The 23,872-nt window shown below is 71.9% G+C and carries 17 protein-coding genes and 1 pseudogene; 13 read left to right on the top strand and 5 right to left on the bottom strand.

Annotation, left to right across the window (positions count from 1 at the left end; genetic code table 11):
* Positions 1–295: 295 nt before the first annotated feature.
* From leuS to holA, 7 genes are all read left to right on the top strand, one after another.
* Entirely contained in the window at positions 296–3,184 is a 2,889-nt protein-coding gene (leuS, locus tag BS83_RS20750) for a leucine--tRNA ligase (RefSeq protein WP_037605162.1), read from the top strand.
* A gap of 113 nt (positions 3,185–3,297) precedes the next feature.
* Positions 3,298–4,137, top strand: coding sequence for a DegV family protein (locus tag BS83_RS20745; protein WP_037605161.1), 840 nt, complete (start codon positions 3,298–3,300; stop codon positions 4,135–4,137).
* Between the two features lie 250 nt (positions 4,138–4,387).
* A complete protein-coding gene (locus tag BS83_RS20740) occupies positions 4,388–4,732 on the top strand; it encodes a hypothetical protein (protein ID WP_037605160.1) in 345 nt (114 codons plus the stop codon).
* 110 nt (positions 4,733–4,842) lie between these two features.
* Entirely contained in the window at positions 4,843–5,712 is an 870-nt protein-coding gene (locus BS83_RS20735) for a ComEA family DNA-binding protein (RefSeq protein ID WP_157597261.1), read from the top strand.
* Positions 5,709–8,159 carry a ComEC/Rec2 family competence protein gene (locus BS83_RS20730; protein ID WP_051943468.1) on the top strand — a complete coding sequence of 817 codons (2,451 nt, stop codon included), beginning with the start codon at positions 5,709–5,711 and terminating at the stop codon, positions 8,157–8,159. The genes BS83_RS20735 and BS83_RS20730 overlap by 4 nt, the downstream gene beginning before the upstream one ends.
* A 26-nt stretch (positions 8,160–8,185) precedes the next feature.
* Positions 8,186–8,431 (top strand): hypothetical protein, encoded by a 246-nt coding sequence (locus tag BS83_RS20725; protein ID WP_037605159.1) that lies wholly within the window; start codon positions 8,186–8,188, stop codon positions 8,429–8,431.
* 60 nt (positions 8,432–8,491) lie between these two features.
* Positions 8,492–9,481, top strand: a complete 990-nt coding sequence (holA, locus tag BS83_RS20720) for a DNA polymerase III subunit delta (RefSeq protein ID WP_037605158.1) — start codon at positions 8,492–8,494, stop codon at positions 9,479–9,481.
* Between the two features lie 203 nt (positions 9,482–9,684).
* Here holA and rpsT read toward each other — a convergent pair whose 3' ends face one another.
* A complete protein-coding gene (gene rpsT, locus BS83_RS20715) occupies positions 9,685–9,951 on the bottom strand; it encodes a 30S ribosomal protein S20 (protein WP_037605157.1) in 267 nt (88 codons plus the stop codon).
* A gap of 96 nt (positions 9,952–10,047) precedes the next feature.
* Positions 10,048–10,347, bottom strand: a complete 300-nt coding sequence (locus tag BS83_RS20710; protein ID WP_037605156.1) for an antibiotic biosynthesis monooxygenase family protein — start codon at positions 10,345–10,347, stop codon at positions 10,048–10,050.
* Positions 10,348–10,502: 155 nt separating this feature from the next.
* Between BS83_RS20710 and lepA the strand changes: the two genes are divergently transcribed.
* Positions 10,503–12,377, top strand: a complete 1,875-nt coding sequence (lepA, locus tag BS83_RS20705) for a translation elongation factor 4 (protein ID WP_037605155.1) — start codon at positions 10,503–10,505, stop codon at positions 12,375–12,377.
* 146 nt (positions 12,378–12,523) lie between these two features.
* Positions 12,524–14,551: a serine/threonine-protein kinase gene (locus tag BS83_RS20700; protein ID WP_051943466.1), complete on the top strand. Its 2,028-nt coding sequence runs from the start codon at positions 12,524–12,526 to the stop codon at positions 14,549–14,551.
* 31 nt (positions 14,552–14,582) lie between these two features.
* Here BS83_RS20700 and BS83_RS20695 read toward each other — a convergent pair whose 3' ends face one another.
* Positions 14,583–15,158 carry a TIGR03086 family metal-binding protein gene (locus BS83_RS20695; RefSeq protein WP_051943464.1) on the bottom strand — a complete coding sequence of 192 codons (576 nt, stop codon included), beginning with the start codon at positions 15,156–15,158 and terminating at the stop codon, positions 14,583–14,585.
* 65 nt (positions 15,159–15,223) lie between these two features.
* On the opposite strand from BS83_RS20695, the gene BS83_RS20690 reads away from it, so the two are divergent.
* Both BS83_RS20690 and BS83_RS20685 read left to right on the top strand, forming a co-directional pair.
* On the top strand, positions 15,224–16,018 hold the full coding sequence (locus BS83_RS20690) for a helix-turn-helix domain-containing protein (RefSeq protein WP_037605154.1): 795 nt from the start codon (positions 15,224–15,226) through the stop codon (positions 16,016–16,018).
* Positions 16,019–16,034: 16 nt separating this feature from the next.
* Positions 16,035–16,325 (top strand): hypothetical protein, encoded by a 291-nt coding sequence (locus tag BS83_RS20685; RefSeq protein WP_037605153.1) that lies wholly within the window; start codon positions 16,035–16,037, stop codon positions 16,323–16,325.
* A gap of 143 nt (positions 16,326–16,468) precedes the next feature.
* On the opposite strand, the gene BS83_RS20680 is transcribed toward BS83_RS20685, so the two are convergent.
* Both BS83_RS20680 and BS83_RS20675 read right to left on the bottom strand, forming a co-directional pair.
* Positions 16,469–18,424 (bottom strand): ABC transporter ATP-binding protein, encoded by a 1,956-nt coding sequence (locus BS83_RS20680; protein WP_051943462.1) that lies wholly within the window; start codon positions 18,422–18,424, stop codon positions 16,469–16,471.
* On the bottom strand, positions 18,421–20,154 hold the full coding sequence (locus BS83_RS20675; protein WP_037605152.1) for an ABC transporter ATP-binding protein: 1,734 nt from the start codon (positions 20,152–20,154) through the stop codon (positions 18,421–18,423). The genes BS83_RS20680 and BS83_RS20675 overlap by 4 nt, the downstream gene beginning before the upstream one ends.
* Positions 20,155–20,622: 468 nt before the next feature.
* Here BS83_RS20675 and BS83_RS20670 point away from each other — a divergent pair, with 468 nt between their 5' ends.
* A complete protein-coding gene (locus tag BS83_RS20670; RefSeq protein WP_232248437.1) occupies positions 20,623–22,551 on the top strand; it encodes an AMP-dependent synthetase/ligase in 1,929 nt (642 codons plus the stop codon).
* A gap of 108 nt (positions 22,552–22,659) precedes the next feature.
* Positions 22,660–23,859 (top strand): annotated as a pseudogene (locus BS83_RS47640) (DUF222 domain-containing protein); the annotation flags it as partial.
* Positions 23,860–23,872: the final 13 nt, after the last annotated feature.

Raw genomic sequence — 23,872 nt, 5'->3', positions numbered from 1 at the left:
GTGGGCGCGGCAGGCCACCCGAGGTGGTCCGTCGCCGAACGGGCATGGCCGTCCGCGGCCGGTGGCCGCTCGCGCGGTTCCCCGCGCCCCCGGAGGTGTCGGGCCTTGCGGTACCCTGTGGCCATGCGAACCGCGTGCCTGCTCCTTAGCCGGCCGCGCTGACAAGGACCGGCCGGAACGAAGAGTTCGCCGGAGTCAGCGTGGCGCCCCCTCCTGCACGAGGGGTTTTTTCATTTCCGCGATCACGCTGAACGGTCGACCCTTTCCGAGCCGGCACCCCTGGAGTCTGAGGACGATGAGCGAGAGCACCCCCGAGGCGGCTGCGGCCGCTCCGTACCGGTACACCCCCGCGCTGGCCGCGCAGATCGAAGCCCGCTGGCAGGACCGCTGGGAGAAGGACGGCGTCTTCGCCGCGCCCAACCCGGTCGGCAGCCTGGCCGAGCCCGGCGACGACACCGCCGAGCGGCCGCACGCGTTCATCATGGACATGTTCCCGTATCCCTCGGGGGCGGGCCTGCACGTGGGCCACCCGCTGGGTTACATCGCCACCGACGTGTACGCCCGCCACCTGCGGATGACCGGCCACAACGTGCTGCACACCATGGGCTTCGACGCCTTCGGCCTGCCGGCCGAGCAGTACGCCGTGCAGACCGGCACGCACCCGCGGGTGACCACCGAGGCGAACATCGTCGAGTTCCGCCGACAGCTGCGCAGCCTGGGCCTGGGCCACGACCTGCGCCGCTCGATCGCCACGATCGACCCGTCGTACTACAAGTGGACCCAGTGGATCTTCCTGCAGATCTTCAACTCCTGGTACGACCCCGAGGCCGGTAAGGCCCGTCCGATCGCCGAGCTGGTCGCCGCCTTCGCCTCCGGCGAGAAGGCCACCCCGGACCGGCGCGCCTGGTCCGCGCTGACCCCCGCCGAGCGTGACGAGGTGCTGGGCGAGTACCGCCTGGCCTACATCAAGCAGGCTCCGGTCAACTGGTGTCCCGGGCTGGGCACCGTGCTGGCCAACGAGGAGGTCACCGCGGACGGCCGCTCCGAGCGCGGCAACTTCCCGGTGTTCAAGGCCAACCTGCGCCAGTGGATGATGCGGATCACCGCCTACGCGGACCGCCTGATCGACGACCTGGACATGCTGGACTGGCCCGACGCGATCAAGCTGCAGCAGCGCAACTGGATCGGCCGCTCCGAGGGCGCCAAGGTCGACTTCGCCGTGCACGGCGCCGAGGGCGACGCGGCGATCACCGTCTTCACCACCCGCCCGGACACCCTGTTCGGCGCGACCTACATGGTGCTGGCCCCCGAGCACGAGCTGGTCGACTCGATCGTCCCCGGCGCCTGGCCGCAGGCCGAGGGCGGGCTGCCCGCCGAGTGGACCGGCGGCTACGCCACGCCCGGCGAGGCCGTCGACGCCTACCGCCGCACCGCCGCCGCCAAGTCGGACGTGGAGCGCCAGGCCGACGCCAAGGTGAAGACGGGCGTCTTCACCGGCGCCTACGCCGTCAACCCGGTCAGCGGGGAGCAGGTCCCCGTCTTCATCGCCGACTACGTGCTGATGGGCTACGGCACCGGCGCGATCATGGCCGTCCCGGCGCACGACGTCCGCGACTTCGCCTTCGCGCGCGCGTTCCAGCTGCCCATGCGCTGCGTGGTCCAGCCGAGCGACGACCGCGGCACCGACCCGTCGACCTGGGACGACGCCTTCGTCTCCTACGACGCGGCCATCGTGAACTCGGCGAACGACTTCGTCAGCCTGGACAGCCTGGGCGTCGTCGACGCCAAGAAGGCCATCACCGACTGGCTGACCCGGCAGGGCATCGGCGCCGGCACCGTCAACTTCAAGCTGCGCGACTGGCTGTTCAGCCGACAGCGCTACTGGGGCGAGCCCTTCCCGATCGTCTACGACGAGGACGGCGTCGCGCACCCGCTGCCCGAGTCGATGCTGCCGGTCGAGCTGCCCGAGATCGACGACTACTCGCCGCGCACCTTCGACCCGGACGACGCCAACACCTCGCCCGAGACGCCGCTGTCGCGCGCCGAGGAGTGGGTCGAGGTCAAGCTGGACCTGGGCAACGGTGAGGGCGTCAAGTCCTACCGCCGCGAGACCAACACCATGCCCAACTGGGCCGGCTCCTGCTGGTACGAGCTGCGCTACGTCGACCCCGACAACGACGCCGAGGTGGTCGACCCGGCCAACGAGGCCTACTGGATGGGCCCGACCGACGCCAAGAAGTCCGGCGGCGCCGACCTGTACGTCGGCGGCGCGGAGCACGCCGTGCTGCACCTGCTGTACGCGCGCTTCTGGCACAAGGTGCTGTTCGACCTGGGCCACGTCTCCTCGCCGGAGCCGTTCCACAAGCTGTTCAACCAGGGCATGATCCAGGCCTACGTCTACCGCGACGAGCGCGGCTTCCCGGTCGCGGCCGCCGAGGTCGAGGAGCGGGACGGCGTCTGGTACCACGGCGACGAGGTGGTCAGCCGGGAGATCGGCAAGATCGGCAAGTCGCTGAAGAACGTCGTCGCGCCGGAGGAGGTCACCTCCGAGTACAGCGTCGACACGCTGCGTCTGTACGAGATGGCGATGGGCCCGCTGGACGTCTCCCGCCCGTGGGACACCCGCGCCGTCGTCGGCTCCTACCGCTTCCTGCAGCGGCTGTGGCGCACCGTCGTCGACGAGGAGACCGGCGCGGTCGTCGTCACCGACGAGACGCCGGACGAGGAGACGCTGCGCGCGCTGAACAAGGCGATCGACGGCATCCGCACGGACATGGCCAACCTGCGCTTCAACACGGCGGTCGCGAAGGCCACCGAGCTGAACAACTTCCTGGTCAAGCGCGGCAGCACGCCGCGCGCGGTGGCCGAACAGGCGGTGCTGCTGGTGGCCCCGCTGGCCCCGCACATCGCCGAGGAGCTGTGGCAGAAGCTGGGCCACGACACCTCGCTGGTGCACGCGCAGCTGCCCGAGGCGGACCCGGTCTACCTGGTCGAGGACTCGGTGACCTGCGTGGTCCAGATCAAGGGCAAGGTCAAGGCCCGCCTGGAGGTGCCGCCGGCCATCGGCGACGCCGAGCTGGAGGCGCTGGCGCTGGCCGATCCGGCCGTCGTGACGGCGCTGGGCGGCGCGGAGGTGCGCAAGGTGATCGTCCGCGCGCCGAAGCTGGTCAACGTCGTCGTCTGACGACGCGTCGGACGGTCGGACGCGCCCGGCGCGTCCGGCAAGCCGGCACTCATCATCCGGAAGGGACGGGTCCGCCTGTCCCTTCCGGTGCATCGGCAGGTAACCTCCAGGCCATGTCAGTCGCCATCCTCACCGACTCCACCGCGTACCTTCCGGCGGAGGCGGTGATCCGCTACGGGATCTCGGTGGTCCCGCTGAGCGTGGTGATCGGCGACGAGGTCCTGGCCGAGGGGACCGAGATCTCGCCGGGCGACGTCGCCGCGGCGCTGCTGCGCAAGGCCAGGGTCACCACCTCCCGCCCCAATCCGGACGCCTTCGCCGCCGCCTACCGGACCGCCGCGGAGGCGGGCGCGACCGAGGTCGTCTCGCTGCACCTCTCCGCCGAGTTCTCCGGCACCTACGAGGCCGCCCTGCTGGCGGCCGAGGAGGCCCCGCTGCCGGTGCGGGTGGTCGACACCCGCATGGTGGCCATGGCCCTGGGCTACTGCGTGCTCGCGGCGGCCGAGGTCGCGCGGTCCGGCGGCACCGCCGACCAGGCCGTCGCGGCGGCCCAGGCGCGCGCCAAGGGCACGGCGGGCCTCTTCTACGTCGACACCCTGGAGTACCTCCGCCGCGGCGGCAGGATCGGCGCGGCGCGCGCGATGCTCGGCTCGGCGCTCGCGGTCAAGCCGCTGCTGCACCTGGCCGACGGGCGGATCCAGCCGTTGGAGAAGGTCCGCACCGCAGGCAGGGCGATCGCCCGCCTGGAGGAGCTCGCCCTCGCGCACGCGGGCGTCGCGGAGGTGGACCTGGCGGTCCATCACCTCGCGGCGGCGGAACGTGCCGAGGCGCTGGCGGAGCGGCTGCGGGAGCAGGTGCCCAACCTGGGGGAGCTGCAGGTCTCCGAGGTCGGCGCGGTCATCGGCGCGCACGCGGGCCCCGGCCTGCTCGCCGTGGTCGTCTCGCCCCGCTGAGCGCCCCGCCCACCGCCCTGCCCACCGTCCCGCTGAACGCCCGGACTGAGCACCGGGCCCGCACCCGTGCCGTATGGCCCGAAGTCGCGCCGGCAGGGCCCGCGATCGGCGGCGGCGCCGCCTGCGGTGTGCCCGGCCCGGTCCGCTGAGCCGCGCGCCGCTCCGATCGTCCGACCTGGTCACGGACGCCGCTTCCGCGAATGCGTCCGCGCCCGGCTGGGCAGCCTCCCCGCAGGAGGGAGGAGGAACCATGGCCTTCGCCTGCCCCAGCTGCGGGCTGTCCGGACAGGTCTTCAAGCTCGACGCGTTCTGGAGGTCGCTGGCCCAGGACGCCGAACTCAAGTCGGCGCTCGCGCCGCCACCGAGCGGGGCGGTGGGCTGGACCGGTCCGGTCGGTGTGGCCCTCCTCGGCCTGCTCGCCCTCGCGGCCGGCAACCAGGTGCTGGGGATGATGCTGCTGCTCACCGCCGCCGTGGTGGCCTTCGCGGTGGCCAGAGCCGTCGACGGCGCCCGCAGGAGCCGCGCGGACTGGGAACGGAGGCTCTACTGCCGCCACTGCGCCTGCCAGTTCCTGCCGGAGGAGGCGACCCTGTGAGCTCGGCTCGTCGCTCGCGCGGGTGAACGGGTTTTCCACAGGGGCCGGTTGTCCACAGGGTGCGAGCCGGGCCGGGGCGGCTGTGCGTCGCGGGTCCTAGCGTCTGTCGCATGCGAACCGCCTTCGGTCTCACCCCCGCCTCCCGTGCCCGCCGTGAAGCCACGACCGCGCTGGTCCGTCATCGGATGGACACGCTGTTCGGCCCACAGGACCCGTTCCTCCCCCTGGCCTCCGCTCCCGTCCCGCCGCCTCCGCCGCTGCCCACGCCGCTCCCGCTCCCGTTGCCCCCGGAGACCCTCGCGGCGGCCTCTCGGTCGGCCGCCTCGCCGGATCCGCCGCCGCCCCGGTTCCGGCTGCCCTTCGCCCTCGCGCTGAAGGAGCGCTGGGACCTGGACCGGCGCGCCCTGCTCGGTCTCGCCGTGCTGCTCGTGCTGGCCCTCGGCTACGGCGTCCAGCACTTCTGGGCCGGTCGCCCCGAGTCGGTCCCCGTCCCCGCCCCGGCCGTGGAGGGGACGGCCGCGGTGGATCCCTCGTCCTCGCCGTCGCCCGGCGCGGCCACGACGTCGATCGCCGGCCTGGTGGTCGACGTCTCCGGGAGGGTCCGCGCCCCGGGCCTGCGCACCCTCCCGCCGGGCTCCCGGGTCCAGGACGCCGTCACCGCGGCCGGCGGCGCGCTCCCCGGCACCGATCTCACCGGTCTCAACCTCGCCCGCAAGCTCAACGACGGCGAGGAGATCATCGTCGGCGCCCACGCCTCGGGCTCCGGCGGCGGTGCGGGTCCCGGCGCCGGGCCGCTCAGCCTGAGCTCCGCCACCGAGGCGCAGCTGGACGCCCTGCCGGGCGTGGGGCCGGTGCTGGCCAAGCGCATCATCCAGTTCCGGGAGCAGCACGGCGGATTCCGCTCGGTGGACCAGCTCCGCCAGGTGCCGGGCTTCGGCGAGCGCCGTCTGGCGGATCTCCGCGCCCAGCTCCGGCCATGACCGGCGATCACGGCCGGAACAGCCCCGAACCCACCCCGCCCGACCTGCGGCTGGTCGGCCCCGCCGTGACGGTCTGGGGCGTGAGCGCGCTGCTGCTCGGGCTGCGGGGCACGCACACCGCCTGGGTGCTCGGGTCCGCACTGGCCCTGGGGGTGGTGGCTGCGGTACTGCTGCGGCGCGGTAGCGGTCGGGTCCTGGCTGCGCTGCTCCTCAGCGCCGCCGCGGCGGCGTTCAGCACCGGGCTGGCCGGGGCCGCCCTGGTCGAAGGACCGGTGCCGGCGCTCGCCCGCGCCGGACACCCGGCCGAGGTGCGGCTCACGGTGGAGACCGACCCGAAGACCCGCGCCACCGACGGCGCCACCACACTCCAGGCGGTCGTCGACGGCGTCGGCGGGGTGGGCGGGGTGGACGGTGTCGCAGGCACCGGGGGCCGGGGCGGCGGAACGGCCGGCATGGTGGCGGCCAGGACACCGGTCGCGCTCGTCGTCAGGGGGCGCGCCGCGGCGGCCTGGCTCGGGCTGCTCCCCTCGACCCGGGTCGCCCTCACCGCCCGCGCCCGGCTGCCAGGACCCGAGGCCCGCTCCGACATCGCGGCCGTCCTGCTGACGGCGGATCAGCCCCGGGTGCTCGCGCCGCCCGACCCGGTCCAGCGGGCCGCCGGGTCGCTCCGCTCCGGGCTGCTGCGGGCGGTCGCACCGTTGCCCGTCGACGAGCGCGCCCTGCTGCCCGGCCTCGTCGACGGCGACACCAGCGCGATGACGCCCGAGTTGGACGAGGTCTTCTCCGCGACCGACCTCACCCACCTCACCGCCGTGAGCGGCGCGAATCTGTCGATCATCCTGGTGCTGCTGATCGGCCGGGCCTCCCGGGCCCGCACCCCCGAACGCGGCGGGCTGGCCGCACGGCTCGGGTTGCCGCTCAGGGCCACGGCACTCGGCGGCGCGCTGCTCTCGGTCGGCTTCGTAGTGCTGTGCCGACCGGAGCCGAGCGTGCTCCGCGCCGCCGCCACCGGGCTGATCATGCTGCTCGGGTTGGCGACCGGCCGCGGGGGCTCGCCACTCTCCGCCCTGGCCGGGGCGACGCTGCTGCTGGTCCTGGGCGATCCTGCGCTGGCCCGCTCCTACGGGTTCGCCCTCTCGGCCCTGGCCACGGCCGGAATCGTGACCACCGGCCCCCGCTGGGCCGAGGCGCTGCGCGCGCACCGCTGCCCGCACCGGCTCGCCGAGCCGCTCGCCGCCGCGGCGGCCGCCCAGGCCTGGTGCGGCCCGCTCCTCGTGCTGCGGGCGGCGCGGATCAGCCTGGTCGCCATCCCCTGCAACCTGCTCGCGGAGCTCACCGTCGCGCCCGCCACCGTGCTCGGGTTCGCCGCCCTCGCGGCAGCGCCGCTCTCCCTCACCCTCGCCCGCTGGGCCGCCCGCCTCGCCGCCGTGCCCGTCACCCTGCTCATCGCCCTGGCCCGGTTCGGGGCCGAGCTGCCCGGCGCCGAGGTCGACTGGCCGGGCGGCTGGCCGGGTGCGGCGCTGCTGATCACCGTGACCTGCGCCCTCGTGGCCGCGGCGGCGTTCCTGCGCCGACCGCCGGCGGCCGCGCTGCTCGCCCTCTGCCTGGTGCTGACCCTGCTCCGCCCCGCGCCGCTGGCCCGCTTCGCCACCGGCTGGCCGCCGGACGGCTGGCGCGTGGTCGCCTGCGACGTGGGCCAGGGCGACGCACTGGTCCTCTCACCCGGAGGCGCCCCCGACACGGCGCTCCTGGTCGACGCGGGCCCCGACCCGCACGCGGTCGACGTCTGCCTGCGCGCGCTGGGCATCACGGTGGTCCCCCTGGTGATCCTCACCCACGACCACGCCGACCACGTCGAGGGTCTGCCGGGAGTGCTCCGGGGCCGCCGCGTCGGGGCGATCGAGACCACCACGGTCGACGAGCCCGCCGCCGAGTACGCCAGGGTCCGCCGCTGGGCCGCCGAGGCCGGGGTCCCGCTGCTGCGGGCGGCCCGCGGCGAGCGCCGCAGGCTGGGGCGGCTCAGCTGGCAGGTCCTCTGGCCGGACGCCGACGACCCTGGCGCGCCGCGCGGGCCCAACAACGCCTCGGTCGTGCTGCTGGTCACCACCCCGGACGGGCTGCGCGTCGCCCTCCTCGGCGATCTGGAACCGCCCGCCCAGCAGCGCCTGCTGGCCGACCTCCCCGCCTACCCGGCGCTGCGCGGCGTCGACGTGCTGAAGGTCGCCCACCACGGCTCGGCCGGCCAGGACCAGGCGTTGCTCGCGGCGCTGCGGCCCCGCCTGACCCTGGTCTCCGTCGGTCAGGGCAACCGCTACGGCCACCCGGCCCCGGTCACGCTGCGCCTGCTGCGCGCCCTGGGCGCCACCGTGGTCCGCACCGACCAACAGGGCGATCTGGCCGTCACCGACGCCGACGGCCACGTCGCCGTCGCCACACGGCGCCGGTAGCACCGGCGGCGTCGGATAATGTCCCGGTGACCGACCACTACGTCCTCGTCCTGCCCGACCGCGACGCCGCCGAGGCGCTGGCCGAGCAGCTCTCCGCCAGCCACCCCGCGCTGCCCGAACCGGAGCTGCACCGGGAGGCGCTCGCGGGGGAGGACGACGCCGAGGACGCCCAGTGGCTGGTGGTGCTGGAGCCGCCGCTGCCCGCCACCCTCACCCCCGCGGAGCTCGGCGAGCTCGCCGCCGCCTACGAGGGTTGGCTCGAGGACGCGTAGGTCCCGTCCGGCGGCGGAGTCGGCGCGGGCTGTCGGTGCGCGCGGATAGGGTGAGAGGCGATGGCCAGGAAACCCTCTGAAGACCTGCTCTCCCCGCTGACGCTGATCGTCGGTCAGGAGGAGCTGCTGCTCGACCGCTCCGTGGCGCAGATCGTCGCCGCCGCGCGGGCCGCCGACGCGGACACGGACGTCCGCGACCTGCAGCCCGGCATGCTCCAGTCCGGCATGCTCAGCGAGCTGACCAGCCCCTCGCTCTTCTCCGAGCGCAAGGTGATCGTGGTCCGCGCCGCCCAGGACACCGGCGCGGACGTGGTCAAGGAGATCAAGGCCTACGTCGAGGACCCGGCCCCCGACGTGATGCTGGTGCTGGTCCACGCCGGGGGCGTCAAGGGCAAGGCGCTGCTCGACGCGGGCAAGAAGGCGGGGGCCCGCGAGGTGGCCTGCCCGAAGCTGACCAAGCCCGCCGACAAGCTCGCCTTCGTCCGCGCCGAGTTCCGCTCCTCCGGGCGCTCCGCCAGTGAGGACGCGTGCCGCGCGCTGCTCGACTCCGTCGGTGGCGACCTGCGGGAGCTCGCCTCCGCGTGCAGCCAGCTCGCCGCCGACACCGAGGGCACGATCGACGAGACGGTCGTCGCCCGCTACTACACCGGCCGGGCCGAGTCGACCGGCTTCCAGGTGGCCGACCTGGCCGTGGCGGGCCGGGCCGCCGACGCTCTGGGGCAGCTGCGTTGGGCGCTCGCGGTGGGGGAGAAGCCGACCGGCATCGTCTTCGCCCTGGCCTCCGGTGTGCGCGCCATCGGCCGGGTCGCCACCGCCGACCGCTCGCTGCGCCCGGCCGACCTGGCCCGTGAGCTGGGCATGCCGCCGTGGAAGGTGGACCGCGTCCGCCAGCAGGTCCGCGGCTGGACGGGCGACGGCGTGGCCGCCGCCCTGCGCGCCATCGCCGAGGCCGACGCCGCCGTCAAGGGCGGCTCGGGCGATCCCGCCTACGCGCTGGAGCAGTGCGTGGTGGCCGTCGCCAGGGCCGCCCGCTCGCAGAACCAGCGCTGAACCAGACACCAGCGCTGAACCGGCACCGGCGCAGAACCAGAAGGGCCCCGTGATCCCAGGGGGATCACGGGGCCCTTCCGTCAGCTTCAGCTACCGCAGCCCACCCGCGTGGCGAACGCAGGCCGCGTGGGCTGCCAGGTTGTGCGACTCGTCCGGGGCGCTTGAGAGGGAGCGCGTCCGGTCGAGTATGGGATCAAGGAAAATCAGGCCTTGGGGCCGGCAGCCTTGACGGCAAGCGCGGACTTCTTGTTGGCGGCCTGGTTCTTGTGGATGACGCCCTTGCTGACAGCCTTGTCCAGCTCCTTGGACGCCTCACGGGCCAGCACGCCGGCCTTCTCGAAGTCGCCCGCCTCCACAGCCTCACGGGTCTTGCGGATGGCGGTCTTCAGGGAGGACTTGACAGCCTTGTTGCGCTGACGAGCCTTCTCGTTGGTCTTGATGCGCTTGATCTGGGACTTGATGTTCGCCACGAATGAGCCTCAGTCTGAGTTGATTCTTCTGGGACCGTGCCTGCGCCGGGCCAGGTTAGAGGGCATGGCACAGCACAAACACAATGGCCCACGATATCAGACCAGCGACTCGCCAAAGTGTTCGACCAGCGGGAAGGGGTCGTAGAAGTGGTGGAGCAGCTCCCGCCACCTCGCGTACTCGGCCGACCTGCGGAAGCCCTCGGTGTGGTCCTCCAGGCGTTCCCACTCGACCAGCAGCAGGAACCGCGACCGGTTCCCCTCGTCCAGCCCGCGCCGCAGCGCCACCGAACGGAAGCCGGGCTGGGCGGCGATCAGCGGACGGGCCTCGGCGAAGGCGGCGAGAAAGGCGTCCTCCCGGCCCGGTCGGACGTCGAGCAGTGCGGATTCCATGATCATGCCCCAGGATTCTGCACCAGCGCCGGGCCATGGGACCATGGGACGGATTGACGACGTCAGGCCCCAGGCATCAGGCCCGATACTTGACGTGAACGACCCGACCCCGACCTCACCGCGACCGAGTCCCCCGGCCGATCAGAAGAACTGGATCCTGCGTGTCCGCCATCCCCGTCAACGTTCCGGAGCCCAGCAGCACCGACCCGGCGCTGATTCGCAACTTCTGCATCATCGCCCACATCGACCACGGCAAGTCCACGCTTGCCGACCGGATGCTCCAGATTACCGGCGTGGTCGACCCCCGGCAGATGCGTGCGCAGTACCTGGACCGGATGGACATCGAGCGCGAGCGCGGGATCACCATCAAGTCGCAGGCCGTGCGCCTGCCCTGGGCCCCGCTCAGCGGCGCCGAGGCCGGCACCACGCACATCCTGAACATGATCGACACGCCGGGTCACGTCGACTTCACCTACGAGGTCTCCCGTTCCCTCGCCGCGTGCGAGGGCACCCTGCTGATCGTCGACGCCGCCCAGGGCATCGAGGCGCAGACCCTCGCCAACCTCTACCTGGCGCTGGAGAACGACCTCACGATCATCCCGGTGCTCAACAAGATCGACCTCCCGGCCGCCCAGCCGGAGAAGTACGCCGACGAGATCGCCCACATCATCGGCTGCGACCCGAGCGAGGTGCTCCGCGCCAGCGCCAAGACCGGGCTCGGCGTCGAGGCCATCCTGGACGCGGTCGTCGAGCGCATCCCGGCCCCGGTCGGCGTCAAGGACGCGCCCGCCCGCGCGATGATCTTCGACTCGGTCTACGACGCCTACCGCGGCGTGGTCACCTACGTCCGGGTCGTCGACGGACAGCTCAACAAGCGCGAGCGCATCCAGATGATGTCGACCGGCGCCACCCACGAGCTGCTGGAGATCGGCGTCATCTCGCCCGAGCCGAAGCCGTCCCAGGGCCTGGGCGTCGGCGAGGTCGGCTACCTGATCACCGGCGTCAAGGACGTCCGCCAGTCCCGCGTCGGTGACACCATCACCTCGATGCACAAGGGCGCCACCGAGGCCCTCGGCGGCTACAAGGACCCGAAGCCGATGGTCTTCTCGGGCCTCTACCCGCTCGACGGCTCGGACTACCCGCTGCTGCGCGACGCCCTGGACAAGCTGCGCCTCAACGACGCCGCCCTGGTCTACGAGCCCGAGACGTCCGTCGCGCTCGGCTTCGGCTACCGCTGCGGCTTCCTCGGCCTGCTGCACCTGGAGATCATCCGGGAGCGCCTGGAGCGCGAGTTCAACCTCGACCTGATCTCCACCGCCCCCAACGTGGTCTACCGCGTGGTCATGGAGGACGGCACCGAGCACATCGTCACCAACCCGAGCGAGTTCCCCAGCGGCAAGATCGCCGAGGTGCACGAGCCCATCGTGCGCGGCACGATCCTGGCCCCGAACGAGTTCGTCGGCGCCATCATGGAGCTCTGCCAGTCCCGCCGTGGCGTGCTCCAGGGCATGGACTACCTCTCCGAGGACCGCGTCGAGATCCGCTACAACCTGCCGCTCGCCGAGATCGTCTTCGACTTCTTCGACCAGCTGAAGTCAAAGACCCGCGGCTACGCCTCGCTCGACTACGAGCCCATCGGCGAGCAGAGCGCGAACCTGGTCCGCGTCGACATCCTCCTCCAGGGCGAGCAGGTCGACGCGTTCTCGGCGATCGTGCACCGCGACAAGGCCTACAACTACGGCGTGATGATGGCTGGGAAGCTGCAGAAGCTGATCCCGCGCCAGCAGTTCGAGGTGCCGATCCAGGCCGCTATCGGCTCGCGCGTCATCGCCCGCGAGACGGTCCGCGCGATCCGCAAGGACGTCCTCGCCAAGTGCTACGGCGGTGACATCTCCCGTAAGCGGAAGCTGCTGGAGAAGCAGAAGGAAGGCAAGAAGCGGATGAAGATGGTCGGTCGTGTGGAGGTCCCGCAGGAGGCCTTCATCGCCGCGCTGTCCACCGACGCCGAGGGCCCGGCGGGCGAGAAGAAGAAGTAGCCGCCCGCACCACAGGCCACCTGAGACCCCTGCACGGAAGGACGTGCGGGGGTCTCGCGCGTGTTCGGGCTCATGGGGACTGCGGTAATCTCCCGTTGCCAATGTGACCAGTTGTGACCGCTTTGCCATATCGGGGGCCCCGCATCATGTCCGAGCCGAACGGCGCTTTCGCCGGACCCAGTTCCTTCGGTGACCCCAGAGTCTTCGACTCCGTGGGCCTGGACCGCCTCGGCGCGAAGCCGCTGCGCGCCATGGACCCGCGCCGCGTGGGCCCTTACGCCGTCATCGCGCTGCTGGGGGGCGGCGGGATGGGCAGGATCTACCTCGGCCGTCCGGTTGACGGAAGCTCAGGGCTGGCCGCGGTCAAGGTGATCCGCCCCGAGTACGCGGAGGACGAGGGCTTCCGCCGTCGCTTCGAACGCGAGTCCGCCGCACTCGCGCGGGTGCGCGGCGAGCAGGCCGCGGTGCTGCTCGGCAGCGGCTACGACGGCGACCTGCTCTGGATGGCCACCGAGTACATACCCGGGCCCAGCCTCTCCGAGGCGGTGGCGACCGCCGGCCCGACCGGCCCGACGGCGGCCTGGCGGATCGCCCTCGAACTCGCCCAGGCGGTCTCGGCGATGGAGCGGGTCGGCGTGGTCCACCGCGACATCAAACCCTCCAACGTCATTCTGGGACCGGCCGGTTGCCGGGTCATCGACTTCGGCATCTCCCAGGCCGCCGACACCAGCTCCATCACCACCACCGGCCAGCAGGTGGGCACCCCCGCCTACATGTCCCCGGAGCAGGTGCGCGGACAGGCCGTTGCCAGCTCGTCCGACCTCTTCGCGCTCGGTTCGGTCATCGCCTTCGCGCTCACCGGCCACGGTCCCTTCGGCGACGGGACCACCGTCGACGTGCTGCACCGGGTCGCCTTCGAGGAGCCCAAGGAGGAGGTGCTGGGCGAGGTCGAGGCCATCGACCCCACCCTGGCCGCCCTGGTCCGTTCCTGCCTGGACAAGAACCCCGACGCCCGTCCCTCCGCGGAGGACGTGGTGGAGCAGGCGGCCTCTCACCAGGTCGCCGCGCCCTGGTCGGCGGAGCTCAGCGCGGCGATCATGAGCCGCGTCGAGGTCGCCGCCGCCGTGCAACTGCTTCCGCTCCCGGCGGCCGACGCCCCCGTGGCCGACGACGGCACCATGCTGCTCGGGCGCGGCACCGGAACGCCCGTGGCGCCGGCTCCGCACACGCCCCCCACCGCTCCGGCTCCGGCTCAGGGCCCGGCCTTGAACCTGGCCCCGAGCGCGGGCCCGAGCCCGACGCCGGTGCGGCAGACACCGCCGACCGTCCCGGTCATGGGCGATCCAGGAACCCCGGGGCCCTACCAGGGGCCGTACCAGGGTGCGCAGCACCAGGCGGCGGTGCCGCAGGTGCTGCCCGCCTACGTCTCCGTTGGTTCCCCCGCAGCTCCCGGTGCGGCCGAGGAGCCGCGGCGAGGTCGTCGCGGCGTGCTGCTCGCCGTCGCCGCGGTGCTGGCGGTGGCCGCGCTGACCGGAACCGCGGTCGCCCTGACCGGCGGCGGATCCGGCACGCACACCGCCGCCTCCCAGCAGGGCGACGGCAGTGTGGACGGAGTCGTGGTCTCCCCTTCGGGAGACGCGTCGGCGACGATCACGGCCACGACTTCGGGTGCGCCGTCCGCCGCCGCGTCGGCCACCGGCTCCGCCGCTCCGTCGTCCGCTGGGCACACGGCGTCCGCCGGCGCCCAGCCCGGTGGCGGCGCGGGCGCCCCCGCCACGTCCGGCACCACCGCCACGTCCGGCACCACCCCGGCGCCCGGCGGCGGCACGACCGGCAACCAGCCGACCACCCCCGCCCCGTCGAAGAGCACCCCGTCCGCTCCGCACACCACGCCCGCGGCCCCGCCGCCCCCGAGCCAGCCGATCTGGGACCAGAACTGCACGTACTACTCGGGCAGCGCCGAGACCGACCCCGGCATGACCGGGGCTGCGGTCAAGGAGGTCCAGTGCCTGCTGACCTACCGCGGCTACAGCGTCGGATCGTCCGGGATCGACGGCCAGTTCGGGCCGGACACGAAGGCGGCCGTGATCGCGTTCCAGCGCCACATGGGCCTCAGCGCGGACGGCGGCGTCGGCCCGCAGACCTGGCCGGCGCTACGGAGCAGCCGCACCTGATCCGGCTGGTGCGGGCCGTCGGGAGACGGGCTCAGGGCTTCCGGCCGGACAGCGCCAGCGCGCGCTCGAAGGCCGGGGCGTCCGCAGGGAGGGTGAGGGCCGCGGCGAAGCCGTCGTACTGGCGGAACATCTCGCCGTACTCCTCCACCAGCGCGAGCAGCGTCGCGGACGTCGCCTCGTCCAGCGTGTACTGCTGGCCGGAGCCCTGGGCCGCCTCCCAGCCGTGCAGGGCGAACTCCATCAGGATCATGCCCGCGATCGCCGTCGCGGGGACGGCGGAGTCGCCCATCGGCATCTCCCGCTCCCAGACGGAGGGTTCGGACCAGGCGGCCAGCGCCTTGTCGACCTGCACCGCGTAGGCCTCGGCCCAGCCCGGCTCGGCGGTGAAGTCGCGCTCGTACCACTCGGCGGGCACGGACCCGCCCTCGGCGCGCAGCGCGAAGTTGTGCGCGGTCCAGAGGATCAGGTGGTTCACGACCGCGCGCAGGTCCCACTCCGCCGAGGGGGTCGCCGCGTCCAGAGCGGACGGGTCGATGCCGCGCACCACCCTGACGGTCTCGGCGGCGGCGTTGGTCAGTCGTTCGTGCAGTTCGGGCAGCTTGTTCATGGGGCCGACGGTAGGCCGTGAGGTCGCTCCGGGGCTTGAAGAAACGCGACAGTTAGGCTGCGGGCATGGAACGTGCGGGAGGCGCCGAGGGGCGCCGCGGCGTGCTGCGCCCCGAGCAGGGGGCGGGCCGCTTCACGGTGACCACGCTTCCCCCGGGCCCGGCGCTCGCACCCTGGGTCGACTACCACTGGATCGTCCGCTGGGACGTGACCGGTCGGCCGCCCTACGAGCAGCAGGTGCTCTCCCACCCGAACGTCCACCTGGTCCTCGAGGAGCAGGGGCCGCTCGTCTACGGCGTGAACCGCGGCGTCTTCACGCGCAGGCTGGTCGACGCGGGACAGGTGCACGGGGTCAGGTTCCTGCCCGGCGGCTTCCGCGCCTTCGCACCCGGCCCCGTCCAGGAGCTCACCGACCGCGTCCTGCCGGCCTCGCGGTTCTTCGGCCCTGAGGTCGACGCGCTCGGCCCCGAGGTGCTGGCCTGCACCGAGGCGGACGACATGGTCCGGCGGGTGGAGGCGTTCCTGCGGAGGCCGGAGGCCGACCCGACGGCCGCACAGATCGCCGGGATCGTGGCCGTCATGACGGAGGATCACGCGCTGCTCCGGGTCGAGCAGGTCGCCGCCCGCTTCGACCTCTCTGCGCGCACCCTGCAACGGCTCTTCGCGGAGTACGTCGGCGTCTCCCCGAAGTGGGTGCTGCGCCGTTCACGCCTGCAGGAGGCGGCGCAGCGCGCGGACAGCGGTGCGGTCGACTGGGCCGCCCTGGCCGCGGATCTGGGCTACGCGGACCAGGCCCACCTCACCCGCGACTTCACGGCGGTCGTGGGCGTTCCGCCGACCCGTTACGTCCGGGGCGACTGAGGGCTAGCCTGGCCGGATGGCGGCGAAGGGCAGCGCGGCGAAGGGCGGCGCGGCGAAGGGCGGCGCGGCGAAGGGCGGCGGCGAGCCCGGGGGCGGCGGGCACAGCGCGGGGCGCGGTGTCGGGCACGACGCGGCGGACCATGGAGGCCGCGCCGAGCCACGCAATCCGCTGCTCGACCCCAGGCTCGCCGGAGCGGGCGGCCTGCTGATCGCGGGAGCGGCCGTCGCCTGGATGGTCACCCAGGGCACCCATCACGACCCTGCGCCCACTCCGCCGAGCCCGAGCCCGGTCGTCAGCGTGCGGTAGCGGGTAGCAGTTTGCAGTAGCCGGTGGCGGACGCCGATGGGGTTGTTCATTCGGAGCGACGGCGGGGGCGCATACGGGAGGGGTGGGCGCTTCCGTGAAGCGCCCACCCCTCCTGCTCTGCGGCTCTGCCGACCCGTCGGGCCTCAGTCCACCTCGGCGACCGCCTGGGCGAACTGCGCCTGGTAGAGCCGCGCGTAGGCGCCGCCCTGGTCCAGCAGCGAGGCGTGGTCGCCCTGCTCGACGATCGCGCCGTCCTCCATGACCAGGATGGTGTCCGCGTCACGGATCGTGGAGAGCCGGTGGGCGATCACGAAGGCCGTGCGGCCGGAGCGCAGCTTGGCCATCGCCCGCTGGATCAGCACCTCGGTGCGGGTGTCGACCGAGCTCGTCGCTTCGTCCAGCACCAGGATCGACGGCTCGGCGAGGAACGCCCGGGCGATGGTGATCAGCTGCTTCTCGCCCGCGCTGACGCCGGTGCCCTCGTCGTCGATCACCGTGTCGTAGCCGTCCGGCAGCGTCCGAACGAAGCGGTCGACGTGGGCCGCCTTCGCGGCCGCGACGATCTGCTCGCGGGAGGCCCCGGCCGAACCGTAGGCGATGTTCTCCGCGATGGTGCCGCCGAAGAGCCAGGTGTCCTGGAGCACCATGCCGATGTGGGCGCGCAGCTCCTCCCGGTTCATCGCCGCGACGTTCACGCCGTCCAGCGTGATCCGGCCGGACGTCGGCTCGTAGAACCGCATCAGCAGGTTGACCAGGGTGGTCTTGCCCGCACCCGTCGGGCCGACGATGGCGACGGTGTGGCCGGGCTCCGCCGTCAGCGAGAGGTCCTCGATGAGCGGCTTCTCCGGGTCGTAGCGGAAGGCCACGTGCTCGAAGGCGACCCGGCCCTGGACGATCTCCGGACGCGCCGGGTGCTCCGGCTCCTCCGACTGCTCGGGCGCGTCCAGCAGTTCGAAGACCCGCTCGGCGGAGGCCACGCCGGACTGCACCAGGTTGGCCATCGAGGCGACCTGGGTCAGCGGCTGGCTGAACTGCCGCGAGTACTGGATGAACGCCTGCACGTCACCGATGGACAGCGCGCCGGACGCCACCCGCAGACCGCCGACCACGGCCACCAGCACGTAGTTGAGGTTCCCGATGAACATCATGCACGGCTGGATCAGGCCAGAGATGAACTGCGCCTTGAAGCTGCTGGCGTAGAGCTTCTCGTTCTCGGCGTGGAACTGCTCCGCGGCCTCCTGCTGCCGGCCGAACACCTTGACCAGCGAGTGTCCGCTGTACATCTCCTCGATGTGGGCGTTCAGCTTGCCGGTGGACCGCCACTGCTGCACGAACTGCGGCTGCGCCCGCTTGCCGACCTTGGCCGCGATCACGGCCGAGGCGGGGATCGAGATCAGCGCGATCAGCGCCAGCAGCCAGGAGATGTAGAACATCATCGTCAGCACGCCGACCACGGTCAGCAGCGAGGTGATGATCTGCGACATCGTCTGCTGCAGCGTCTGGGCGATGTTGTCGATGTCGTTGGTGACCCGGCTCAGCACCTCGCCGCGCGGCTGCTTGTCGTAGTAGCTCAGCGGCAGCCTGGCCAGCTTGTCCTCGACGTCGCCGCGCAGCCGGTTGGCCGCGCGCTGCACCGCGATGTTCGCCAGCCGCGCCTGGATCACGCCGCAGAGCCCGGCGAAGGCGTAGATCACCGCGACCCAGAGCAGGACGGTGCCGACCGCGTTGAAGTCGATGCCCTTGCCGGGGGTGAAGTGGATCGACGACAGCATCTGCTGCTGGCTGTGGTTGAGCCCGAGCTTGCTCGGGTCCGTGCCGACGGGGATCTTCTTGCCGAAGACGCCGCCGAGGATCAGGTCCGTCGCGTGGCCGAGCACCTTCGGGCCGATGACGGAGAGCGCGACGCTGACCGTGGCCAGTGCCAGCACCCCCGCGATCAACGGACGTTCGGGCCGGAGCCGGCCGAGCAGGCGCTTGCCGGACTCCTTGAAGTTCATCGACTTCTCGGCGGGCTGTGCGCCCATCCAGCGGGCCGGTCCGACCGCCGCGCCGGGACGGCGGCTCGCTGCCGCCTTCGCTTCGTCGCCGCCGGAGCTCATGCCGCCTCCTCCTCAGTGAGCTGGGAGAGCACGATCTCCCTGTAGGTCTGGTTCTCGTCCATCAGTTCGCGGTGCGTGCCCTCGCCGACGACCTCGCCCTCGTCCAGCACGATGATCCGGTCCGCGTCGCGGATGGTGCTGACGCGCTGGGCCACGATGACGACCGTGGAGTCCGCGGTCTCCTGAGCCAGCGCCGCGCGCAGCCGCGCGTCCGTGGCGTAGTCGAGCGCGGAGAAGGAGTCGTCGAAGAGGTAGATCTCCGGCTTCCTGACCAGCGCGCGGGCGATCGCCAGACGCTGCCGCTGACCGCCGGACACGTTGGTGCCGCCCTGGGCGATCGGCGCGTCCAGGCCCTCGGCCAGCTCGCTGACGAAGTCCCTGGCCTGCGCGGTCTCCAGCGCCTGCCAGAGCTCCTCGTCGGTGGCGTCGGGGTTGCCGTAGCGCAGGTTGGACGCCACGGTGCCGGAGAAGAGGTACGGCTTCTGCGGCACCAGGCCGACCGTCCTGGCCAGCAGCGCCGGATCGAGTTCGCGGACGTCGACGCCGTCGACCAGGACCGCGCCGTCGGTCGCGTCCGAGAGCCGCGGGATCAGGCTGAGCAGGGTGGTCTTGCCGGACCCCGTCGAGCCGATGATGGCCGTGGTCTCGCCGGGCCTGGCGGTGAAGCTGACGTCGCGCAGCACGGACGCCTCGGCGCCCGGGTAGCGGAAGTCGGCGCCGCGCAGTTCGAGGAACCCGCGGCGGGAGAGCGCGCGCACGGGGGAGGACGGCGGGACGACGGTGGTGTCGGTGTCCAGCACCTCCTGGATGCGCTCGGCGCAGACCTCGGCGCGCGGCACCATCATGAACATGAAGGTGGCCATCATGACCGACATCAGGATCTGCATCAGGTAGGACAGGAACGCGGTCAGCGCGCCGATCTGCATGCCGCCGGCGTCGATCCGCTTCGCGCCGAACCACATGACGGCGACGCTGGAGAGGTTCACCACCATCATCACCAGCGGGAACATCAGCGCCATCAGCCGGCCGACGCGCAGGCCGACGTCGGTCAGCTGGTCGTTGGCGACGCCGAAGCGCTTGCGCTCGTGGGTGTCCTTGACGAACGCCCGGATCACCCGCAGGCCGCTGATCTGCTCGCGCAGCACCCGGTTGACGGTGTCGATCCGCTCCTGCATGGAGCGGAACAGCGGGCGCATCTTCGTCACGATGATGCCGATGAGGACGCCCAGGATCGGCACGATGGCGATCAGCAGGGTGGAGAGCTGCACGTCCTGGTTGAGCGCCATGATGATGCCGCCGACGCACATGATCGGCGCGGAGACCATCAGGGTGAACGTCATCAGCACCAGCATCTGGACCTGCTGGACGTCGTTGGTGCTGCGGGTGATCAGCGAGGGTGCGCCGAACTGCCCCACCTCCCGGGCGGAGAAGGACTGCACCTGATTGAAGACGGAGGCGCGCATGTCGCGGCCGAGCGCCATCGCCGTCCGTGCACCGAAGTAGACGGCTCCGATCGAGCAGACGACCTGGGCGACGGTGACCCCGATCATGATGCCGCCGGTCTGCAGGATGTAGCCGGTGTCGCCCTTGACCACGCCGTTGTCGATGATGTCGGCGTTGAGGGTGGGAAGGTAGAGCGTCGCGATCGTCTGGATCAGCTGGAGCAGGACCAGCAGGGTGATCGGCCTGGAGTAGGGCCCCAGGTGGGCGCGCAGAAGTCGGATCAGCACAACGGGTCTCTCAGGATGGCTCGTCGGGTGGGTGCGGAAGGAGCGGTGGTGCTGTCTGCGGTGGTGCTGTCTGCGGTGGTGCTGTCTGCGGTGGTGCTGTCTGCGGTGGTGCGGTGTGCGGTGCTGTTCGCGGTGCTGTGGTGTGCGGTGAGGCCGCGCTTTTCTATCATCTGCGTACACCGTACCCGGTTGGCTGGCGCGGGGGTCAACTCTTTATTAGGTGCGCCATCCTAGATAGCTTACTTGCCGACCGGCAAGTAGCGTGACCCGCGTCACATTCTCCCCCTTACTTCCGAGGCAATAACGTCCTACGCTGATCGTTGCCCGCCAGTTACTCGCGAGTTAAGAAGTGCTCCACCACCTGCGCGCCCCCTTGCCTGAACGTCCTTTTGCTTGAACGCCCCGCCGTCCGCACTGCATTCGCCCGCCGACCGTCCCACACCGGTCGCGCGGGTCCCGGAGGTAGCCGTGAGCTTGAAGCCGCTCGTCGCAGCACCGCTGCTGGACAACCGCCCTGATTCTGTGGCCCAGCTGTTCCTGGCCCGGGTGGCGGCCACCCCGGACCGGGTGGCCTACCGCTATCCCGTGCCCGTCGACGAGCACGCGGCGGACAGCACACCCGGTGCCGAGCAGTGGCGGCCGATGACCTGGGGTCAGGCGGCGGAGCGCGTCCAGGACATCGCGGCCGGACTGATGGCCCTCGGGATCGAGCCCGAGCAGCGCGTCGGCATCTCCTGTTCCACCCGGATCGAGTGGATCCTCGCCGACCTCGGCATCATGTGCGCGGGCGCGGCCGTCACCGCCGTCTACCCGAGCACCAACGCCGACGAGACGGCCTACATCCTCTCCGACTCGGGCAGTCGGGCGATCATCGTCGAGGACGCGAAGCAGCTCGCGAAGATGCTCGACGCCTCTCCCCAGACGCCCGAGCTCAAGGTGATCGTCACGATCGACGGCAGCAAGCCCGAGGGCGACGCGGTCGGCGCGGCCGAGGCGGCCGGCATCGAGGTGCTGTCCCTGGCCGAGCTGGAGGAGCGCGGCGTCGCGTACCTCAAGGAGCGCCCGGACTCGGTCGCGAAGGCGGTCGCCGAAATCAAGCGCGAGCAGCTGGCCACCCTGATCTACACCTCCGGCACGACCGGCCGCCCCAAGGGCGTCCGTCTGGTCCACGACTGCTGGGCCTACCAGGCGGCGGCGCAGAGCTCCCTCGGCCTGACCGGCGAGGACGACGTCCAGTACCTGTGGCTGCCGCTCTCGCATGTTTTCGGCAAGACGCTCACCTCGGGCCACATCCAGCAGGGCTCCGTGATCGCGGTGGACGGCCGGATCGACAAGATCATCACCAACCTGCCGGTGGTCCAGCCGACCTACATGGCCGCCGCGCCGCGCATCTTCGAGAAGGTCTACAACGGCATCGCCAGCAAGGCCCGGGCCGAGGGCGGCGCCAAGTACAAGATCTTCATGTGGGCGGCGGGCGTGGCGCGCGAGTATGCCGAGACCGCTCAGAAGAACGAGATCGCGACCGGTTCGCGGACCGTCCCCTTCGGTCTCCAGCTCAAGCACGCGGTGGCGGACAAGCTCGTCTTCGCCAAGATCCGCGCCGCCTTCGGCGGTCGGCTGCGCGCCTGCGTCTCCGGTTCGGCGGCCCTGGCGCCCGACATCAACTACTTCTTCTCCGGCGCCGGCGTCCACATCCTCGAGGGCTACGGCCTGAGCGAGACCAGCGCGGGCTCGACGGTCAACCCGGGCGAGAGCTACCGCGTGGGCACGGTCGGTCGCCCGATGCCCGGCACCGAGGTCCGGATCGCGGAGGACGGCGAGATCCTGCTGCGCGGCCCCGGCGTCATGCGCGGCTACCACAACCAGCCCGAGAAGACCGCCGAGGTGCTGGAGGCGGACGGCTGGTTCCACACCGGCGACATCGGCGAGCTGGACAAGGACGGCTTCCTGCGGATCACCGACCGCAAGAAGGACATGTTCAAGACCTCGGGCGGCAAGTACGTCGCCCCGAGCGAGGTCGAGGGCCGCTTCAAGGCCGTCTGTCCGTTCGTCAGCAACATCCTGGTCATCGGCAACGGTCGCAACTTCTGCACCGCGCTGATCACGCTGGACGAGCCGGCCATCATGCAGTGGGCGGCGGGCCACGGTCAGTCTGGCCGCAGCTACGCCGAGGTCTGCACGTCGCCCGAGGTCCACAGCCTGATCGGCGGCTTCGTGGACCAGCTGAACGCACAGCTGCAGCGCTGGCAGACGGTCAAGAAGTTCACCGTCCTTCCGCGCGACCTGGACGTGGAGCACGGCGAGCTGACCCCGAGCCTGAAGGTCAAGCGCCCGGTCGTGGAGCGCGAGAACGCGGAGCTGATCGAGGCGATGTACGCGGGTGCCAGGGAGGCGTGACAAGGGCCCCTGAAGGGGAGTCAGAGCGGCGCTGAGCTGCGGGTTTTCACTCTTGTGGGTGACGGCTCGGGCTTGGCGCTGCTCTGTTTGGGGTGTCATAATTGTTCTATGGACGCCTCGATGTTCGGGGGCGGGTGTGAAGACGGAGATGCGTCCATGGGTGAGGTGTTTTCTGCCTCGCTGGGGGACGTGTTCCGTGCGGATCCCCTGACTCCCTCAAGCTCCCGCCAGGTCCGTGCTGCGAGCACGGAGCCGCTGCGGACCCTGCCCTCTTCTTCTCTGACGTTCTTGGCCGCGTTGGCGGCGGAGGACGACGACGCCCTGTGTGCGGCCGGTGCCTCGTTCCAGGCCGAGCAGCTCCTGGCCCTGGTGCGGTTCGAGGAGATGGTGGGGGCGGAGCTGGCGCGTCGGGTGGCGGTGTTCGACCGCACGGGTGCGGTGGCGGCGACGCGTTCGCGGACGGCGAAGGGGTTCCTGCAGACGCATGGGCAGTTGAGTGACCGGGTGGCGAAGCAGCTCGTCGACCGGGCCCGCCGCCTGGACACCCTGCGCACCGTCCGCACCGCCCTCGCCGAGGGCGGACTCTCGGCCAGCCAGGCGGAGGTCATCGCCCACGAGATCACCGACGTGGAAGACCCGCAGGCCCGCGCCCAGGCCGAAGATCTCCTGGTCGAGCAGGCCAAGACCCTGCACCTGGGGCAGCTGAAGCAGGCCGCCCGGCAGGTCCGCGCCCACCTGGTCGAGGAGCAGGAGCCGCAGGCGAAGGATGCCCCGGCGCTGTTCCGTTCCACGGCGAGGCTGTCGCAGACCGGCACCAGCGATGACCCGTTCTGGGTGCTGACCGCGGAGCTGTCGGCGGTGGCGGGGGAGAAGCTGCGTGTGGCGCTGGAGGCGGCGATGGGCACCCCTGTCGAGGGGGAGACCCGGACGCATCCGGAGCGGATGGGCGACGCCCTCGAGGCGGTCGCCGACCTCGCGCTCGGGTGCGACAAGCTGCCCACCACCGGTGGTCAGCGCCCCCACTTCACGGTCATCGCGGACCTGGACGCGCTGCGGGAGGAGTGCCCCGCCCACCCCACCTTCACCGACGACGACCCCGAAGGGTCCCCGGCCGACGACGATGTGTCGGGGTTGCTGCACCCCGTCGGTGTCGCCACGTCCACGCGGGGGTTCCGGTTGCCGCGGTGGCAGGCCCGCAAGGAGTCCTGCGACTGCCGGCTCCGCGTCATCCTCACCAAGGGCCAGGGCAAGCCGGTCTCCATCGGCCGCGCCACCCGCACCGTCCCCGCGCACCTGCGGGACGCGGTCATCGCCCGGGACC

Origin of the sequence: Streptacidiphilus rugosus AM-16 (assembly GCF_000744655.1) — a bacterium.
Lineage (GTDB): Bacteria > Actinomycetota > Actinomycetes > Streptomycetales > Streptomycetaceae > Streptacidiphilus > Streptacidiphilus rugosus.
This window is presented reverse-complemented; position numbering and strand designations above follow the sequence as displayed.

What these genes read in the sequence shown, in the direction of transcription:
- leuS (WP_037605162.1), top strand. Translation starts at nt 296, where the DNA reads ATGAGCGAGAGCACCCCCGAGGCGGCTGCGGCCGCTCCGTACCGGTAC.
- BS83_RS20745 (WP_037605161.1), top strand. Translation starts at nt 3,298, where the DNA reads ATGTCAGTCGCCATCCTCACCGACTCCACCGCGTACCTTCCGGCGGAG.
- BS83_RS20740 (WP_037605160.1), top strand. Translation starts at nt 4,388, where the DNA reads ATGGCCTTCGCCTGCCCCAGCTGCGGGCTGTCCGGACAGGTCTTCAAG.
- BS83_RS20735 (WP_157597261.1), top strand. Translation starts at nt 4,843, where the DNA reads ATGCGAACCGCCTTCGGTCTCACCCCCGCCTCCCGTGCCCGCCGTGAA.
- BS83_RS20730 (WP_051943468.1), top strand. Translation starts at nt 5,709, where the DNA reads ATGACCGGCGATCACGGCCGGAACAGCCCCGAACCCACCCCGCCCGAC.
- holA (WP_037605158.1), top strand. Translation starts at nt 8,492, where the DNA reads ATGGCCAGGAAACCCTCTGAAGACCTGCTCTCCCCGCTGACGCTGATC.
- BS83_RS20710 (WP_037605156.1), bottom strand. Translation starts at nt 10,347, where the DNA reads ATGATCATGGAATCCGCACTGCTCGACGTCCGACCGGGCCGGGAGGAC.
- BS83_RS20700 (WP_051943466.1), top strand. Translation starts at nt 12,524, where the DNA reads ATGTCCGAGCCGAACGGCGCTTTCGCCGGACCCAGTTCCTTCGGTGAC.
- BS83_RS20695 (WP_051943464.1), bottom strand. Translation starts at nt 15,158, where the DNA reads ATGAACAAGCTGCCCGAACTGCACGAACGACTGACCAACGCCGCCGCC.
- BS83_RS20690 (WP_037605154.1), top strand. Translation starts at nt 15,224, where the DNA reads ATGGAACGTGCGGGAGGCGCCGAGGGGCGCCGCGGCGTGCTGCGCCCC.
- BS83_RS20685 (WP_037605153.1), top strand. Translation starts at nt 16,035, where the DNA reads ATGGCGGCGAAGGGCAGCGCGGCGAAGGGCGGCGCGGCGAAGGGCGGC.
- BS83_RS20680 (WP_051943462.1), bottom strand. Translation starts at nt 18,424, where the DNA reads ATGAGCTCCGGCGGCGACGAAGCGAAGGCGGCAGCGAGCCGCCGTCCC.